Source organism: Streptomyces sp. NPDC047453 (genome assembly GCF_040643155.1).
Taxonomy (GTDB): Bacteria; Actinomycetota; Actinomycetes; order Streptomycetales; family Streptomycetaceae; genus Streptomyces.
The window spans coordinates 1-16770 of record NZ_JBEYTS010000108.1 but is presented as its reverse complement, the minus strand read 5'-3'; the positions used below and the strand labels follow the sequence as shown (position 1 = coordinate 16770).

At 72.7% G+C, this 16770-nt stretch carries 18 protein-coding genes; 5 read left to right on the top strand and 13 right to left on the bottom strand.

Going from position 1 to position 16770, the window contains the following annotated elements; genetic code table 11:
* Nucleotides 1–16: 16 nt before the first annotated feature.
* Both ABZ818_RS39775 and ABZ818_RS39770 read right to left on the bottom strand, forming a co-directional pair.
* Nucleotides 17–601 carry a DNA-3-methyladenine glycosylase I gene (locus ABZ818_RS39775; RefSeq protein ID WP_361426338.1) on the bottom strand — a complete coding sequence of 195 codons (585 nt, stop codon included), beginning with the start codon at nt 599–601 and terminating at the stop codon, nt 17–19.
* A gap of 11 nt (nt 602–612) precedes the next feature.
* Entirely contained in the window at nt 613–966 is a 354-nt protein-coding gene (locus ABZ818_RS39770) for a DivIVA domain-containing protein (protein WP_361426332.1), read from the bottom strand.
* A 164-nt stretch (nt 967–1130) separates the two neighbouring features.
* On the opposite strand from ABZ818_RS39770, the gene folP reads away from it, so the two are divergent.
* Nucleotides 1131–1991, top strand: coding sequence for a dihydropteroate synthase (gene folP, locus ABZ818_RS39765; protein WP_361426329.1), 861 nt, complete (start codon nt 1131–1133; stop codon nt 1989–1991).
* A gap of 77 nt (nt 1992–2068) precedes the next feature.
* Here the strand turns inward: folP and ABZ818_RS39760 are convergent, their stop codons facing one another.
* Together ABZ818_RS39760 and dapE are read right to left on the bottom strand one after the other, a co-directional pair.
* Nucleotides 2069–2827, bottom strand: a complete 759-nt coding sequence (locus tag ABZ818_RS39760; RefSeq protein ID WP_361426326.1) for a TIGR00730 family Rossman fold protein — start codon at nt 2825–2827, stop codon at nt 2069–2071.
* Between the two features lie 154 nt (nt 2828–2981).
* Nucleotides 2982–4061 carry a succinyl-diaminopimelate desuccinylase gene (gene dapE, locus ABZ818_RS39755; RefSeq protein WP_361426323.1) on the bottom strand — a complete coding sequence of 360 codons (1080 nt, stop codon included), beginning with the start codon at nt 4059–4061 and terminating at the stop codon, nt 2982–2984.
* Nucleotides 4062–4218: 157 nt separating this feature from the next.
* Between dapE and ABZ818_RS39750 the strand changes: the two genes are divergently transcribed.
* Nucleotides 4219–5139 carry a heavy metal transporter gene (locus ABZ818_RS39750; protein ID WP_361426320.1) on the top strand — a complete coding sequence of 307 codons (921 nt, stop codon included), beginning with the start codon at nt 4219–4221 and terminating at the stop codon, nt 5137–5139.
* Between the two features lie 220 nt (nt 5140–5359).
* Complete coding sequence (locus ABZ818_RS39745) at nt 5360–5731, top strand: ATP-binding protein (RefSeq protein ID WP_361426317.1); 372 nt, start codon at nt 5360–5362, stop codon at nt 5729–5731.
* Nucleotides 5732–5830: 99 nt separating this feature from the next.
* Here the strand turns inward: ABZ818_RS39745 and ABZ818_RS39740 are convergent, their stop codons facing one another.
* Together ABZ818_RS39740 and fdxA are read right to left on the bottom strand one after the other, a co-directional pair.
* Nucleotides 5831–6952 carry a bifunctional succinyldiaminopimelate transaminase/glutamate-prephenate aminotransferase gene (locus ABZ818_RS39740; RefSeq protein ID WP_361426314.1) on the bottom strand — a complete coding sequence of 374 codons (1122 nt, stop codon included), beginning with the start codon at nt 6950–6952 and terminating at the stop codon, nt 5831–5833.
* Nucleotides 6953–7064: 112 nt separating this feature from the next.
* On the bottom strand, nt 7065–7385 hold the full coding sequence (gene fdxA / locus ABZ818_RS39735) for a ferredoxin (protein ID WP_100568222.1): 321 nt from the start codon (nt 7383–7385) through the stop codon (nt 7065–7067).
* Between the two features lie 140 nt (nt 7386–7525).
* Here fdxA and ABZ818_RS39730 point away from each other — a divergent pair, with 140 nt between their 5' ends.
* The gene (locus tag ABZ818_RS39730; RefSeq protein WP_361426335.1) at nt 7526–8665 is read left to right on the top strand and encodes a GNAT family N-acetyltransferase; all 1140 of its coding nucleotides are present in this window, start codon (nt 7526–7528) and stop codon (nt 8663–8665) included.
* 29 nt (nt 8666–8694) lie between these two features.
* Entirely contained in the window at nt 8695–9546 is an 852-nt protein-coding gene (locus tag ABZ818_RS39725) for a transglutaminase-like domain-containing protein (protein WP_361426311.1), read from the top strand.
* Nucleotides 9547–9591: 45 nt separating this feature from the next.
* Here the strand turns inward: ABZ818_RS39725 and ABZ818_RS39720 are convergent, their stop codons facing one another.
* The 7 genes from ABZ818_RS39720 to ABZ818_RS39690 all read right to left on the bottom strand — a co-directional run bounded on the left by ABZ818_RS39720 (nt 9592) and on the right by ABZ818_RS39690 (nt 16680).
* The gene (locus ABZ818_RS39720) at nt 9592–10206 is read right to left on the bottom strand and encodes a response regulator transcription factor (RefSeq protein ID WP_361426308.1); all 615 of its coding nucleotides are present in this window, start codon (nt 10204–10206) and stop codon (nt 9592–9594) included.
* Entirely contained in the window at nt 10203–11405 is a 1203-nt protein-coding gene (locus tag ABZ818_RS39715) for a sensor histidine kinase (RefSeq protein WP_361426305.1), read from the bottom strand. Before ABZ818_RS39715 ends, ABZ818_RS39720 begins: the two co-directional genes overlap by 4 nt.
* A gap of 5 nt (nt 11406–11410) precedes the next feature.
* A complete protein-coding gene (locus ABZ818_RS39710) occupies nt 11411–12151 on the bottom strand; it encodes an ABC transporter permease (RefSeq protein WP_361426302.1) in 741 nt (246 codons plus the stop codon).
* The gene (locus ABZ818_RS39705; RefSeq protein ID WP_361426299.1) at nt 12148–13077 is read right to left on the bottom strand and encodes an ABC transporter ATP-binding protein; all 930 of its coding nucleotides are present in this window, start codon (nt 13075–13077) and stop codon (nt 12148–12150) included. The genes ABZ818_RS39710 and ABZ818_RS39705 overlap by 4 nt, the downstream gene beginning before the upstream one ends.
* 154 nt (nt 13078–13231) lie before the next feature.
* Entirely contained in the window at nt 13232–13690 is a 459-nt protein-coding gene (locus ABZ818_RS39700) for a hypothetical protein (RefSeq protein ID WP_361426296.1), read from the bottom strand.
* A 185-nt stretch (nt 13691–13875) separates the two neighbouring features.
* A complete protein-coding gene (locus ABZ818_RS39695) occupies nt 13876–16104 on the bottom strand; it encodes a hypothetical protein (RefSeq protein WP_361426293.1) in 2229 nt (742 codons plus the stop codon).
* 159 nt (nt 16105–16263) lie between these two features.
* Entirely contained in the window at nt 16264–16680 is a 417-nt protein-coding gene (locus ABZ818_RS39690; RefSeq protein WP_361426290.1) for a DUF6113 family protein, read from the bottom strand.
* Between the last annotated feature and the right edge of the window lie 90 nt (nt 16681–16770).

The window sequence follows — 16770 nt, the reverse complement described above, 5'->3', positions numbered from 1 at the left end:
GCCCCTGACCGGCCGGTCAGGGGCGGCGCGCCACGCAGTCCGCGAGGTGGTCGTCGACCAGGCCGCACGCCTGCATCAGGGCGTACGCGGTCGTCGGGCCGACGAAGCGCAGACCGCGCTTCTTCAGGGCCTTCGACAGGGCCGTGGACTCGGGGGTGACGGCCGGGACGTCGGAGAGGGTCCTGGGTACCGGACGGGCGGCGGAGTCCGGGGCGTGGGACCAGATGAGGGCGTCCAGCTCGCCCGGGGACCAGCCGGCGATCACGCGCGCGTTGGCCAGCGTCGCGTCGATCTTGGCCCGGTTGCGGATGATGCCCGGGTCGGCGAGCAGCCGCTCGCGGTCGGCGTCGGTGAAGTCCGCCACCGCCGCGATCTTGAAGTCGGCGAAGGCGGAGCGGAAGCCGACGCGGCGGCGCAGGATGGTGATCCAGGACAGGCCGGACTGGAAGGCCTCCAGGGCGAGGCGTTCGTAGAGCGCGTCGTCGCCGTGGACCGGGCGGCCCCACTCCTCGTCGTGGTAGGCCACGTAATCCGCCGTGGACAGGGCCCACGGGCAGCGCAGGGCGCCGTCCGGGCCGGCGATCGCCGCACCCGGCGTCATGGTCTCGTCCGTCACCGCTGGTCCTCCGGATCGGGCTTGGTCAGGTGGACGTGAGCGGCGGCGCGGGCACCGGCCAGCGCGGACTCCAGGTCGGCGATCCGCGCGTCGCGCTCGGCGAGTTCGGCGCCGAGACGGCCGAGGGCGTCGTCGACGTCCGCCATGCGGTAGCCCCGGACGGTCAGCGGGAAGCGGAGGCTCTCCACGTCCGCGCGGTCCACCGGGCGGTCCGGTGGCAGCGGGTCCAGGAGCCGCTCGGGCGCCGCCTCGGGCAGCGGTCCGGTTCCCTCGCCGCCGCCCACCACCGCGAGGGTCACCGCGGCGACCACGACGGCGAGCGCGACGACCAGGAAGAAGAACATAACCATCGCTGGGGTCCCCACGGAGTCTGTCGTAAGTGTCAGGGTCCGATCGTGCCATGCGAGGCTGACGGTTAGGGTCGCAGACGGCCGAAGACCGGGAAAGGCCGGGGAAGACCGGCAGGACCGGGGAAGACCGGGAAGACCGGGCAGAAGAGGAGAGGTCACAGGGGATGCTCAGGCTGGGCAGGCGCGCATTCGACGCGCACGAGCCGGTGATCATGGCGATCGTCAACCGGACCCCGGACTCCTTCTACGACCAGGGGTCGACGTTCCGTGACGAGCCGGCCCTCGCGCGCGTGGAGCAGGCGGTCGCCGAGGGGGCCGCGATCATCGACATCGGCGGGGTGAAGGCCGGGCCCGGCGACGAGGTGACGGCCAAGGAGGAGGCCCGGCGGACGGTCGGTTTCGTGGCCGAGGTGCGGCGGCGCTTCCCGGACGTGGTCATCAGCGTCGACACCTGGCGGGCCGACGTCGGGGAGGCCGTGTGCGAGGCGGGTGCCGACCTGCTGAACGACGCGTGGGGCGGGGTGGACCCGCGGCTCGCCGAGGTCGCGGCGCGCTACGGCACCGGCCTGGTCTGCACGCACGCCGGCGGCGCGGAACCCCGGACGCGGCCGCACCGGGTGACGTACGACGACGTCATGGCCGACATCCTCCGGGTGACCGTGGGGCTGGCCGAGCGGGCGGTGGCGCTCGGCGTGCCCCGGGAATCGGTGATCATCGACCCCGGGCACGACTTCGGCAAGAACACGCGGCACAGTCTGGAGGCGACCCGGCGGCTGGGCGAGATGGTCGCGACCGGGTGGCCGGTGCTGGTGTCGCTGTCCAACAAGGACTTCGTGGGCGAGACGCTGGACAAGCCGGTGAAGGAGCGGCTGGTGGGGACGCTGGCGACGACGGCTGTCTCGGCGTGGCTGGGGGCCCAGGTGTACCGGGTGCACGAGGTCGCCGAGACGCGGCAGGTGCTGGACATGGTGGCGTCCATCGCGGGGCACCGGCCGCCGGCGGTGGCCCGGCGCGGGCTGGCGTAGGGCTTTCCCGCCGGCAGTGGCCCGGCGGGGCCGGTCGGGCCGGGCGCACGGTGCCCCGCGCCCCGCCGTACGGGCCGCTAGCGGCCCGCCTCCTTCGACATCAGGGCCACCGCCTCCGTCACGTCGTCCGTGACGTGGAACAGGGTGAGGTCCGCCTGGGCCGCCTTGCCCTGGGCGATCAGGGTGTTCTGCAGCCAGTCGACCAGTCCGCCCCAGTACGCGGTGCCGAAGAGGACGATCGGGAAGCGGGTGACCTTCTGGGTCTGCACGAGGGTCAGGGCCTCGAAGAGCTCGTCCAGGGTGCCGAGGCCGCCGGGCAGGACGACGAAGCCCTCCGCGTACTTCACGAACATCATCTTGCGGACGAAGAAGTAGCGGAAGTTGAGGCCGATGTCGACATAGGCGTTCAGGCCCTGCTCGAAGGGCAGTTCGATGCCCAGGCCCACCGAGACGCCGCCGGCCTCCAGCGCGCCCTTGTTCGCCGCCTCCATCGCGCCCGGGCCGCCGCCCGTGATCACCGCGAAGCCCGCCTCGACCAGGCCCCGGCCGAGGCGCACCCCCGCGTCGTACTCCGGCGAGTCCACCGCCGTCCGTGCGGAGCCGAACACGCTGATGGCGGGCGGGAGTTCGGCGAGCGTGCCGAAGCCCTCGATGAACTCCGACTGGATGCGCAGGACGCGCCAGGGGTCCGTGTGGACCCAGTCCGTGGGAGCGCGTTCGTCCAGCAACCGCTGGTCCGTGGTGCTCGCCTGGACCTGGCCACGCCGCCGGAGGACCGGTCCGAGGCGCTGCTCCTCCGGTGGCTGCTTCTTGCCCTCGGGGTTGCCTGTTGGCATGTGCACTCCCTCCGTGTGCGTGACGTTCCACCTCAGCGTAGATCCACGGGGGTTACGAGAGGGGGACGTCGGTATGTCCGCCGTGAAGCGCCGTGCGGACGCCCGTGGCGGCGGTCGGACACCCGTGACGGCGGTCCGACGTTCGTGACGGCGGTCAGTCCGTCAGCCAGGCCCGCAGCCGCTCCTCGCCGGCGAGGATCTTGGCCGTCTCCACCCGCTCGTCGCGCTTGTGCGCCAAGTGGGGGTTGCCGGGGCCGTAGTTGACGGCGGGAATGCCCAGCGCCGAGAAGCGCGAGACGTCCGTCCAGCCGTACTTCGGGCGCGCGGTGCCGCCGACCGCCTCGATGAACGCGGCCGCGGCCGGGTGGTTCAGCCCCGGCAGGGCGCCGCCGCTGTGGTCGTCGATCACGAACTCCTCCACCCCGCAGTCCGCGAACACCTCGCGGACGTGGGCGACGGCCTCCTCCTCGGTGCGGTCCGGGGCGTAGCGGAAGTTGACCGTGACCACGCACTCGTCGGGGATGACGTTGCCCGCCACCCCGCCCAAGACGCCGACCGCGTTGAGGCCCTCGCGGTACTCCAGGCCGTCGATGACCGGATAGCGCGGCTGGTACTCGGCGAGCCGCCGCAGGATCGGCGCGGCGGCGTGGATGGCGTTGGAACCCATCCAGCCGCGCGCCGAGTGGGCCCGCTCGCCCTTGGTCCTCAGCAGCACCCGCAGGGTGCCCTGGCAGCCGCCCTCGACCTCGCCGTCGGAGGGTTCGAGCAGCACGGCGAAGTCGCCGGCCAGCCACTCCGGGTGCGCCTCGGCGACGTGCTTGAGGCCGTTCAGCTCGGCGGCGACCTCCTCGTTGTCGTAGAAGACGAAGGTCAGGTCGCGGTTGGGGGCGGGGACCGTGGCCGCGATGCGCAGCTGGACCGCCACGCCGGACTTCATGTCGCAGGTGCCGCAACCCCACAGGACGCCGTCCTCGTCGAGCCGAGAGGGGACGTTTCCGGCGATCGGGACCGTGTCGATGTGGCCGGCCAGGATCACCCGCTGCGCGCGCCCGAGGTTCGTGCGGGCCACGACGTTGTTGCCGAAGCGGTCGACCGTCAGGTGCGGCAGGGCGCGCAGGGCGCCCTCGATCGCGTCGGCGAGCGGCTTCTCGGTGCCGCTCTCCGAGGGGAAGTCGACGAGTCGCGCGGTCAGGCGCGCGGCGTCCAGCGTGAGGTCAAGCGGGTTATCGGCCATGCGGTCGACCCTAACGCGGCGAACCGCCCGTACGTCCCCGCACGTTGTCCACACCTGCCTCATGCGCCCCGGCAGCCTCCAGTACCTTGTAGGCGTGCCGCACCCTCCCCCCTCTTCCAAGCGTCGTGGCCGCCTCCTCCGGTTCGGGGCGGCTGTCGTGGTCCTCCTCGGGCTCGCCGGCTACCTCTCGGTGCAGTACCTCACCGGAGGCACCGGAGGCCCGGGCTGCGAGGTCGTCTCCGGCAAGGGCGACGGCGCGTCGTACCGGTTCACGCCGGAGCAGGCGGTGAACGCGGCGACGATCGCGGCCGTCGGCACCGGGCGCGGCATGCCCGAGCGGGCGGTGACCATCGCGCTGGCCACCGCCCTCCAGGAGTCCGCGCTGCGCAACATCGACTACGGCGACCGGGACTCCCTCGGCCTGTTCCAGCAGCGGCCCTCGCAGGGCTGGGGCTCGCCGGAGGAGATCATGGACCCGGCCTACTCGGCGGGGATCTTCTACGAGCACCTGAACAAGGTCCCCGGCTACACGCGGCTGCCGCTGACCGTGGCCGCGCAGCGCGTGCAGCGCAGCGGCTTCCCGCAGGCGTACGCCAAGCACGAGCCGGACGCGACGCTGCTCGCCGCGGCGCTCACCGGGCGCTCCGGGGCCACGCTGGCCTGCCGGGGCCGCCCGGGTCCCACCCGGACCAGCGGCCCGGACACGGTGCGTGCCGCGCTCGTCCGGGACTTCGGCCGGGACGTCGTGCAGGAGGCGGGCGCGGAGATCGGCGGCAAACCGTCGCCGACGCCCACCCCGAGCCCGGCGGCGAGCGCGAGCGGGGACGGGCGGACCGTGACGGTGCCCGTGCCCGACGACACGGCCGACGCCGGCCGCGGCGCGCGGCAGCGCGGCTGGCAGCTGGCGCACTGGGCGGTGGCCAACGCCTCCGCGCTGCACATCGAGCAGGTCTCCTACGGCGGCTGGCAGTGGACGGCCGGGATGACCGAGAGCCGGTGGCGGACGGCGCAGACGCGGGGCACCGCCGGAGCGGAGCGGGCGGCGGGCTCGGTCCTCATCACCACGACCGGGCGTTAGTACGGGCCCTCACCCTGAGGGATCACCCCTGCCAAGGGCACCGAAGCCCTTGCAGCACAGGGCTGCACGGGGTTTTACGGCTTTGAAGAGGTTCCCTTTGTTCGGTTTTACGCGTACCCGATAATGCGACGCGTTACCAATTCTTTACGTTGGCCCGCCGCAACCTTCGCGGACTTCGAGCGGTAGTCAGAGCGTCCGTTCCCTCCGTCGAAGGAGCACCATGTCCCTCCCCCTGACCCGCCGGATCGCCCGTGCCGCGCTGCTCGTCGCCGCGGGAGCGGCCGCCGGGGTCGGTGCGGCCGGAGCCGCGAGCGCTGCCCCCGAGCTGCCGGCCGCCCCTAACCTCGGCGGGCTGACCGCCCTGGACGGGGCGAGCGTCGGCAACACCGTGGACGGTGCCGCGCAGCACGTCACCGGGGTCGCGGGCGGCACCGGCGGCAAGGTCGTGAAGCAGGCGGCGCCGACGGCGCAAAAGGCGGCGGGCGACACGGCGGGGTCCGCCGGAGGGCTTCTCGGCGGCGCCGCGAACACGGCGGCCAAGGGCGGGCTGCCGACGCAGTCCCTGCCGGTCTCCGGTCTGCCTCTCGGCTGAGCGCCCCTCGAACGACCGACGGGGTCCGGGGTCTCCTCCCCGGACCCCGTCGGCGTGCGGATCCCGTCCACGCGTGGGCGCGGGTACGGCCGTCGCCGACTACCCGGCCAGGCGCTCCACCGCGGCGCGGACCCGCTCGTCCGTCGCCGTCAGCGCGACGCGTACGAAGTCCGCGCCCGCCGGACCGTAGAAGTCGCCGGGGGCGACCAGGATGCCCCGTTCGGCGAGGTGGGCGACCGTGGTCCAGCAGGACTCGTTGCGGGTGGCCCACAGGTAGAGGCTCGCCTCGCTGTGCTCGATGCGGAAACCGTGGGCGAGGAGGGCCCGGCGCAGGTCCGTGCGGCGGGCGGCATAGCGTTCGCGCTGCTCGCGGACGTGGGTGTCGTCGCCGAGGGCGGCCACGACCGCCGCCTGCGTCGGCGCCGAGGTCATCATCCCGCCGTGCTTGCGGATCTCCAGCAGGGGGCCGAGGACGGCCGGGTCGCCGGCCAGGAAGGCGGCGCGGTAGCCGGCCAGGTTCGAGCGCTTGGACAGCGAGTGGACCGCGACGATGCCCTCGTACGAGCCGCCGTTCACGTCCGGGTGCAGGACCGAGACCGGGTCCGCCTCCCAGCCCAGCTCCAGGTAGCACTCGTCGGAGAAGACCAGTACGCCGTGCTCGCGGGCCCAGGCGACGATCCTCTTCAGCTCCTCCTTGGGCAGCACCTGGCCCGTGGGGTTGGAGGGCGAGTTCAGCCACAGCAGCTTCAGGCCCGCCGGGTCCAGCTCCGTGGGGCCCGGCACGCCGGCGCCCGGTGTCGCCGAGTAGACGAGGTGCTCGGCTCCGGCCAGGCGGGCGCCGACCTCGTAGGTCGGGTAGGCCAGGCGCGGGTACGCGACCTTGTCGCCGGGGCCGAGGCCCAATTGGGTGGGGAGCCAGGCGACCAGTTCCTTGGAGCCGACGATCGGCAGGACGTGCCGGTGGGTGACGTCCCGCGCGCCGAGGCGCCGCTCGACCCAGCCGGTGATCGCGTCACGCAGTTCGGGTGTGCCCCACACGGTCGGGTAGCCCGGGGAGTCCGCGGCCGCGATCAGCGCCTTCTGGATCAGGTCGGGGACCGGGTCCACCGGGGTGCCGACCGACAGGTCGACGATGCCGTCCGGATGGGCTGCGGCCGTCTTCTTGTACGGCTCCAGCTTGTCCCAGGGAAAGGCGGGGAGCCGGTCGGAGAGTGCGGACACGGGGATCAGGCTCACTTTCTGGTCCAAAAACGCCTCGGTCCCGTGCGGCGGGCGGAGCGCTGGAGTGCGATCAGGCCGTACGGGACCGAGGCGGCGCGAAGGCGGGCCGCTTTTACTGGTTCTGCGGCGGCAGCGCGGCGATGATGGGGTGGTCGCGCTCGATCAGCCCCAGCTTGCTGGCGCCACCGGGAGAGCCGAGCTCGTCGAAGAACTCGACGTTGGCCTTGTAGTAGTCCTTCCACTCCTCGGGAGTGTCGTCCTCGTAGAAGATCGCCTCGACCGGGCAGACCGGTTCACAGGCTCCGCAGTCGACGCATTCGTCCGGGTGGATGTACAAGGACCGCTGGCCCTCGTAGATGCAGTCGACCGGGCACTCCTCGATGCACGCCTTGTCCTTGACGTCGACACAAGGCTGCGCGATGACGTAGGTCACGCTGTCGTTCCTCCTCGATAGGGCGCTGGCGGGCCTCCACAGGCTCCGCCGCCTGGCGCGCGGGAGCGCGGCGTCGTCGATGCCCGCCCCTAGTATCTCCGTTCCGGGGCATGATCCGAACAGGAGGGGTGAACAGACCTGTGGAAATATCGGCGACAGGACGCCTCGAGGTCCGAATCAGCCCTGCTGACGTGGGCAAACGGGTCTCAATACGGCGCTTGAGCGAACCTGGCGCGCCGGGTGAGAAGTTCACCGACACGGTCGGAGTTCTCACATCATGGGACCACGGTGTGCTGCTGATCACACGAAAGAGTGGCGAGACCGTGCGGATCGCGGAGTCCTCCCTGGTCGCGGGCAAGGTCGTACCGGTCGCACCGGCCCGGCGGCGGGGCCCGGCGGCCACGTACGAGGAGCTCGCGCGCGCGGCGGCGCGGGCCTGGCGGCCGGTGGAGAGCGAGCGGCTGGGCGAGTGGGAACTGCGGGCGGCAGTCGAGCAGGTGCCGCGCGAAGCGCGCCGACGCGGGGTGGTGGTCGGGCGACGGATGGGCTTCACCCGTCGCGCCAACTCGGTGCTGCCGCTCGGCGATCCCGGACTTCCGCTCGACGCGGCCCTGGCCGCCGTACGACGCTGGTACAGCGAGCGCGGCCTGCCCGCGTACATCCAGACCGCCACCGGCGCCGACGGCACGCAGGAACTGCTGTGCGCCGAGCTGGAGCGGCGGGGCTGGGTGCGCGAGGTGACCGCCGAGCTGTGGATCGGAGCGCTCGCGCCGGTCGCCGACCGGGCCGAGGGCTCCGGGGTCGTGCTGTCCCGCACGGCCGACGAGGCGTGGCTTGCGCGGTACCAGCGCAAGGGGGTGAGCGAGGTGGCCCTGAAGGTGCTCGGCAGCGGGCCGTCGGTGTGGTTCGCGACGGTGCCCGGTGAGGGCGGTGTCCCTGCGGCGATCGGACGGTGCGTCGTCGACGGCCGCTGGGCGTCGTTCGCCGCCGTCGAGGTGGATCCGGCGCTGCGGCGACGCGGGCTCGCCACCACCGTGCTCGCCGCGCTCGCCCGCAGAGCCCTCGACGAGGGCGCGTCGGCGGCCTGGCTCCAGGTCGAGACCGACAATGCCGCGGCGCGGGCGCTGTACGCCGGAATGGGCTTCGGCGCGCACCACGCGTACCACCACTACCGCGCCCCGGAATTCGGCGGCGGCGACCACCCGCGGCCGTCGCGGGCGGAGTCCACGCCGGGGCCCCCGTCGGAGCCCTCGCAAAACTCCGGCGCTCGTCCGTCGTAGGGATCGTCGTGGAAGGGCACGAGCCTGCTATGCGTCCCCTGCATCCGCCGTCCCCGGAACGGTCCGCCGCGGTGCGCCGGTGGTTCGGCGAGGAGGTGCGGTCCGAGCGGCCGGACCTCGCGATGCTGTGCCTGCTGGTGGGCGCGGCGGCCGACGGGACGCTGGACGAGGCCGGCATGGACGTGGCGCAGCTGGAGCTGGACCGGCTCGCGGGACAGCTGCCGTACCGGCCGGGAGGGCCGCTGGACTGGGCGCAGGCCCTGTGCGGACTGCTCGGCGAGCGGTACGGCTTCCACGGCTCGGCGGCGGACTACCAGCGGCTGGAGTCGTCCCTGCTGCACGAGGTGCTGGTGCGGCGGCGCGGGCTGCCCATCCTGCTGTCGGTGGTGTGGATGGAGGTCGCGCGGCGGGCCGGGGCGCCGGTGTACGGGGTCGCGCTGCCGGGGCACTTCGTCGTGGGGTTCGGGGCGGCCGGGGAACAGGTGCTCGCGGACCCGTTCGACGGGGGCCGGGTGCTCACGGGGGCGGACGCCGAACTGCTGGTGGTCGGGGCGACGGGCGCGCCGCTGCACCCGTCGATGCTGGTGCCCGCCTCACCCTTGGAGGTCGTGTCCCGGATCCTGAACAACATCCGGGCCTGGGCGGCGATTCGGCCCGAGCGGTCGGACGTGTCGCTGTGGGCGGTGGAGCTGTCGCTGCTGCTGCCGTCGCATCCGGCGCGGCTGCGCTACGAGCGGGCGCAGCTGCTGGTGCAGCGCGGGGACTTCGTGGGCGGGGCCCGGGAGCTGGAGGCGTACGCCGATGTGCTGGGCGCGGTGGACGAGCCCGCGGCCGAGCAGGTGCGGGAGCAGGCGCGGGCCGCACGGGCCCTGCTGAACTGAAGCCGGGCCGAAGCCGCGGCCGCCCGGCATGCCCGGCGAGCGCTGCTACAGCCAGCCCTTCTCCCGTGCGATGCGCACCGCCTCCGTCCTGTTGCGCACCGCGAGTTTCTGGATCGCGGTCGACAGGTAGTTGCGGACCGTGCCCTGGGACAGGTGGAGGGCGGCGGCCAGCTCGGCGTTGGTGGAGCCGTCGGCCGCGGCGCGCAGGACCTCGCGCTCCCGGTCGGTCAGCGGGTTGGCGCCCTCGGCCAGTGCCGCCGCGGCCAGCGTGGGGTCGATGACCCGCTCGCCGCCGAGCACCTTCCGTACCGCCGCGGCGAGTTGCGCGGCCGGGGCGTCCTTGACCAGGAACGCGTCCGCGCCCGCCTCCATGGCGCTGCGCAGATAGCCGGGGCGGCCGAAGGTGGTGAGCACGACCAGTTTCACCGCGGGCAGTTCCTTGTGGAGCCGGGCGGCCGCCTCGATGCCGGTGCAGCCGGGCATCTCGATGTCGAGCAGGGCCACGTCGACGCCGTGGGCGTGCGCCGCCGCCACGACCTCGTCCCCGCGCGCCACCTGGGCGACGACCTCGATGTCGTCCTCGAGGCCGAGCAGGGCGGCCAGTGCCTCGCAGACCATCGACTGGTCCTCGGCCAGGAGGACCTTGATCGTTCGGCTCATGCGGGGGATCCTACGTCCGCGGGGGAGGCGAGAGGCGCCCGGGCGACGAGCCGGAAGCCGCGCTCGGCGCGCCCCGCCTCCAGTTGCCCGCCCGCCTTCTCCAGGCGCTCGGCCAGGCCCGTCAGACCGTTGCCGGGGCCCTTGCCCACGCCGGCGGAGCCGCCGGAGCCGTTGTCCTCGACGCACAGTTCGAGGAACGGCCCGTCCAGGGTCTGGCGGCGCACCAGGTCGACGGTGCACCGGGTCGCGCCGCTGTGCCGTACGACGTTGGTGATCGCCTCGCGCAGCGCCCAGGCGAGCGCGGACTCGCTCTCCTCGGGGACGCCGTGCAGGTCGGGCTCGGCGGGTACGTCGGCGGTGACGTCGGCGGCGGTCAGCGCCACCTGGGCGCCCGCCAGTTCGGCGTGCAGGCGGGGGCGGCGGTAGCCGGTGACGGCCTCGCGGACGTCGACCAGGGCCTGGCGGCTGACCTGTTCGATGTCGGCGACCTGCTGGGCCGCCTTGTCCGGGTGGTCCGGCAGCATCCGGCCGGCCAGCTCGCTCTTCAGCGTGATCAGCGAGAGCGAGTGGCCGAGCAGGTCGTGCAGGTCGCGGGCGAGCCGCAGCCGCTCCTCGTTGGCGGCGAGCTGGGCCACGGTGGCGCGGGCCTTGCGCAGGTCGATCGTGGTGCGCACGAGTTGCCGTACGCCGGTCATCGCGAAGCCGACGAGCATCACCAGCAGGAACAGGGTCCACTCGCCCTCGGCGCCCGTGTGCCGGGCGACGAGCAGCATCACGGCCGTGGTCAGCGGGATCGTCCAGTAGGCGATCCGCAGCGGGTTCGTCGCGCCGCAGGCCACGGAGACGTACACGAACAGGCCGATCCACGGCGAGCCGAGGGTCAGGCACAGCACGACGGCGAGCACGCCGAGCACGGCGACGAGCCAGCCGACGACCGCCCCGGAGAACGACCGGCCCATGTTCCGGTAGACCAGCGTCAGATAGGTCCCTGTGAAGGCCGCGAGGCCCGCCCAGCCGGCCGCGGTGGCGGCGGCCGTGTGGGCGCCCGAGACCAGGTCGTGCACCGGATAGCTGAGGAAGATCAGCCAGGGCAGGATCCACACCAGTTTGCGCAGCGCCTCGCCCCCGTTCCGGGGCGGTTCCCCCATGCGCATCAGCCGGCCCGCCCGGGCTTCGCCGGGCCGCGGGTCTTCCGTCATGACGCTCACGCCTTCAGCGTGTCCTTCCGGTACAGCCAGGCCGCGCCGCCCGCGAACAGGGCGAAGAAGACGACGAGGATGGCGAGGTCCTTCGCGTGCGGGGCCTGGCTCTCCTCGATCGCCCGCCCCAGTGCAGCGTACGCGTGCGTGGGCAGCCACTCGGCGATGTTCTGCAGCCACCGCGGGAAGGTGGTCGACGGCATCCACAGACCGCCGAGCATGGACAGGCCGAAGTAGATGATCATCGTGATCGGGCGGACCGCGTCCCCGGTGGCGAGGTAGCCGATGGTGACGCCGAGCGCGGCGAAGACCAGGCTGCCGGCCCAGATCGCGCCGGTGAGGGCGAGCCACTGCCAGGCCTCCAGGCGGACCTGCTTGACGGCGGCGGCGACCACGAAGACGACGACGATGGACGGCAGGCTGACCACGGCGGCGCCGGCGGTCTTGGCGAGGACGTAGCCGCGCCCGGGCAGGGGGGTGAGCCGCAACTGCCGTACCCAGCCGCTCTCGCGCTCCTTGGCGATGCGCTCGCTGTTGCCCATGAGCACGGCGGTGAGCGCGCCGAAGGAGGCCATGGAGACCATCATGTACGTCGGGACGGTCAGGCCGGTGCCGTCGACCTTGGTGACGCCGTCCGCCTTGCCCGCGATGATCAGGAACAGGATCGAGGGGTAGAGCATCGAGAAGAACAGGAACTTGCGGTTGCGCAGGGCGCGGGCGAGCTCCAGCCTGATCAGACTGTTCACGACTGCTTGGCCTCCTCGGCCTCGGTGATGGCGACGAAGGCCTGCTCGAGCCCGAGGCCGGCGACTTCGAGGTTGCGGGGGTAGACGCCGAGCCCGTACAGGGCGTGCACGGTCGCGTCGGCGTCGGAGGACTGGATGCGGACGGTCTGGCCGCTCACGGTCATCGAGGTCAGGAAGGGCAGATCGCGCAGGGCGGCCTCGTCGATGGGGCCCTGAAGAGCGAAGGAGACCCGTCGCGCCCCCGCCTTCGCCTTGATCTCGGCGGCGGTGCCGTCGGCCAGCAGCCGTCCCCGGTGCAGCACCAGCACCCGGTCGGCGATGGCGTCGGCCTCCTCCAGGTAGTGCGTGGCGAACAGGACCGCGCGGCCCTGGTCGGCCTGTTCGCGCATGGTGGCCCAGAAGGCCTGGCGGGCGGAGACGTCCATGCCGGTGGTCGGCTCGTCCAGGACGATGAGGTCGCTGTCACCGACGGTGGCCAGGGCGAAGCGGACGCGCTGGGCCTGACCGCCGGAGAGCTTGTTCACCTTGCGGTCGGCGATCTGGGAGATGCCGGCCCGGGCCAGCACGTCGGCGGTCTTGTACCGCTTGGGGTGCAGGTCGCAGGCGAGCCGCACCAGTTCGGCGACGGTGACGTCCTCCATCAGCCCGCCACTCTGCAGCATGGCGCCCACGCGCCCGGCGACGATCGCCTCGCGCGGGCTGGTGCCGAAGACGCTGACGGTGCCGCTGTCGGGCTGCCGGAGGCCGAGCAGCAGGTCGAGGGTGGTCGACTTGCCGGCGCCGTTCGGGCCGAGCAAGGCCACGGTCTCCCCCGGACGCAGGGCGAGGGTCAGCCCGTCCACGGCCCGTACGTCCCCGTAGTTCTTGGTCACCTGGTCGAACCCCACCACCGTGGTGGTGGCGGCTCGCTCCGCCGTCGTCGTCATGGCCGCCATGCTGGCCGACGGGCGGGGTCGCCGGGCAGTGTCGCGGGTCCTGACTGCCGGATGACAGATGTCATACGGCCCCTGCAGCAGAAGAGGGCACCCGGCGGGTTCCGGGCGCCCCTGACCGTGACGGCCTCTTCTCAGTCCTCTTTGTTCAGCATCCCCGTGTTCCGGTTTCTATGGGGTAGCCAGTACCGCCCCACCAGATCTCGCCGATCGCCGAAACACAGTTCTTCGCCGTGCCGGTCACACCGACCGGACCGGCGTAGTAGGCATAAGAACCGCTGTCTGGAAGTGAGTTGGCGGTAGGAGTGCACAGCTTTCCGGTGCCCGAAGTCTGTGCGCACCGGAGGATCTGAATGGAAGTGTAGGCCGAGACGCCGTAGGACACACCTCGGTGGTAGAAGCAGGCGCTGTTGGTGCCGCCGTTGCTGCTGTTGTAGTAGATGACCAGTTCGCCTATGGCGCTACCGCTGCGGGAGACGGTCGCGGAGTACGTCACAGTGCCGGAGCAGGAGGTGGCGGCCTGCGCGGGGGACGCGAGGAAGAAGCCGGCACCTGTGAGCATGACCAGGCTGGTGAGGAACACCATGGCTCGACGGAGCAAGTGCATGCAGATTCCTGTCTGAGTCGGATTGCTGACGATGCTGACCTTGCAGAGAGCAAGATCACATTATCACTGCCTCGCAAATCGCAACTCTGTTTAAAACAGGGCCCGTTGACGCCTCCGAACGATCAGTTGCATACAACGAGGGGGCACCCTCTGTCAGCTGGGTGCCCCCTCTGGGTCGTGCTCGATCAGCTCGGGTTCGTGTTGATGGTGGCGTCCCGGCTGCTCTTGCTCAGCAGGGCCTGCCGCAAAGCGACATATACGTCCTGGGCGGTGACGGCAGTCTTCTTCCCGGTGCCCCGGGTGATCAGCACGCCGTCGAAGGTCTGCCCGTAGAGCTCCTTGAGCGCCTTCAGGTCGGGGCTGTCGACGAGCTTGCCGTTCACGGCCTTCACCCCGAGGAACTTCCACAGGGAGTTCTGCGGGCTGAACTCGATGAAGTGCGTGGCGTCCGTCCTCGCGATGACGTTGCCGGACATCGCGGGCTCCGCGAACTCCTTCATCATCCGGTCGACCTCGGCGTTGGGAACCGTCGGCTGCCGGGTGACCGTGGGCAGCTGGACCGGCGTGGCCGCGCCCGTCTCCACCTGGGCGCGGTACGCCCGCTGGACCAGCTGGGTCGAGCCGCCGACGTCGATGCCCTTGCCCGGCTTGCCGTAGACGGCGACGGCCTTGCCGGACTGGAACTTGATCCCGCCCTCGGTCACCGACCCGTCGCCGCCCGAGACGCTCTGCAGGGCGACCTGGAGCTTCTCCTCGTCGACCGGCATCTGCGGCTCGATCACCCGGTGGTTGCCGAACAGCGAGCCGATCACCGACACGGGGTTGTAGTCGCTCGTCGCGGCCGAGCTGGCCGTGGCCTGGGTGTCGAACTGGAGCCCGGCCTGGTCCGGCTTGAGGGTGACGGTCCTGCCCTCGACCGACAGCTTCAGCGGCTGGCTCACCCGGCTGCCGAAGGCGTCGTCGAGCTTCTTGACCGCGTCGTCGCGGGTGCCGCCGCCGATGTCGACGCCGAGCACGGTGGTGCCCTTGGGCACGTCGGAGTGGTTCATCAGCAGCCCGGCGCCGTAGGCGACACCGGCGACGACGATCACGGCGCCGCAGAGCAGGACGAGCTTGTTGCGGCCCTTCTTCTTGGCCTTGGGCGCGGCGGGGGCCGCGGCGGCGCTCTGCGGGGCCGGCTCGGGCAGCCGCGGCGGCGTGTGCGCCGCCGGCCCGTTCCCGCCGGCTCCGGGCCCGAACGGCGAGTTGGCACCGGGCTGGATGACGGGCATGCCGCTGGTGACGGTGTGCCCGGAGACGTTCTCCGGCCGGGCGCCGTAACCGGGGGTGCCCGGCTCCGGAACGTGCTGCTGCGGGGTGAGGACCGCGGTGTCGTCGCTCAGGCCGCCGCCGGGGCGTGCCGTGTGCGCGCCGGGGGCACCGCCCGGGTGTCCCGCGCCCGCAGCGGGTCCCGCGGGCGCGCCGACCCCGGGCGGCCGCAGCGGTCCGTCGCCGGTGACGGGGCCGCCCGTCGGGCCCGTGGGGCCCTGCGGACCGCCCGGCACGCCGGGGGCACCCGGACCGCCCAGGCCGCCGGTGCCGCTCGGGCCGCCCTGGCCGTCGCGGGCGCCGTGCCCGTTGTCGGAGAAGTACGGAAGGTCGTCGCGGCGCGGCTCGTCGCCGGGGCGGTGGCCGCCGGAGAGCGGGCCCGCGGCCAGCGCCTCGGTGACGTCGAAGGACCCGGTGCCGCCGCCGTGGCCGGGGGCGACGGGGCCGCCGGTGGCCCCGGGCAGCCCGGCGCCGTTGGTGGAGCCGGGGCGGGAGCCGTTGGCCACCCCGGGCACGTTCATGGCACCGACCACGCCGCCGGGGCGGGCCCCGCCGGAAGAGCCCGGGACGGAGGAGCCGGCGCCCGAGGGCCCGGGGACGGAGGTTCCCGGACCGGAAGCGCCCGGACCGGACCCGTTCGCCGCGGGCGTGCCCGAACCACCCGGCACTCCCGCGCCGTTGGTGGAGCCGCCGCCCTGACCGCCTTTGTTCGCCTGGGGCTTGCGGGGCGCGAACCAGTCGCTGGTCGGCTTCTCCGCGGCCGGTGCCGCGGGTTCGGCGGGCGACTCCGCGGCGGCGCCGGGCTCCGGGGCGGCCGGCTGCGGAGCCTCGCCGCCGGTGTCCTGAACGCTGTTCTCGGATCCCTCCGAGGAGACGGGCGTACGCACGACGACCGGCGGGATCGGCCGGGATCCGGGGATGTTGATCCGGATCCGGGTCGTCAGCGTGGTCTCGGTCTTGCGTTCCTCGGGCTGCGTGGCCGAACGGCCCGCGTCCGCACGGTCGTCGGAGACCGCCGGGATTCCGTACGGCGGGGTCCCCGAGGGGTAGGCGGCTCCGCCGTGCCCGTTGGGCCCGGACGACGGAGTGTCAGTTTCACGACTCAAGGCAGGTTCTCCCGGTTGGCTCCGCCGCCCGTTACGACCTCAGTGCGGGCGGCTCGGCGGCGCGCGCACCACCATACTGGCCGCTTCCGGCCCTTATCACGGGACCGCTGGGTAAACCCCCACCGGACTCGCACCTGCCTCACGGGAAGAAGTGGTACGTCACTTGCCAAGTCGGGCGTCGCCGTCGTGCCGTTGGCGCCCCGGCGCCAGGGTGGCGCAGATCACAGCAACGGCCATGCCGCCGAGCAGGAAGAGATAGGAGCCGCTCTCGGCCGCGAAGAAGAAGTCTCCTTCGGGGCGGCTGGTGGTGAGCACGAAGACGGTGACGATCCAGCCGGCCGCGCCCGCCACGGCCCCTCCCCGGCTGCGCGCGGCCCGCGCCCCGCCCAGGAACAGCCCGGCGGCGCCCGCGAGCGCGAGCAGCAGCCCGCCGGGGAACCAGGCGGCCTGCACCAGAGCGCCCGCGACCGCGACCACCGCGCCGAGCAGGAAGAGCCCGAGATACGCGGCGGCCCGCCCGGCGGAGGGCGGCTTGAGGGGCTGCGTGAGCGTGGGACCCCCTCCCCCTGTACTCATGACGCTCTACCTTTCTGCCGGGCCTGCCCCAGCCATTCGTAGGGTTTGGGGACCCAGGGGAGCCGGGTGTGGCTTTCATGACGCTGCCGA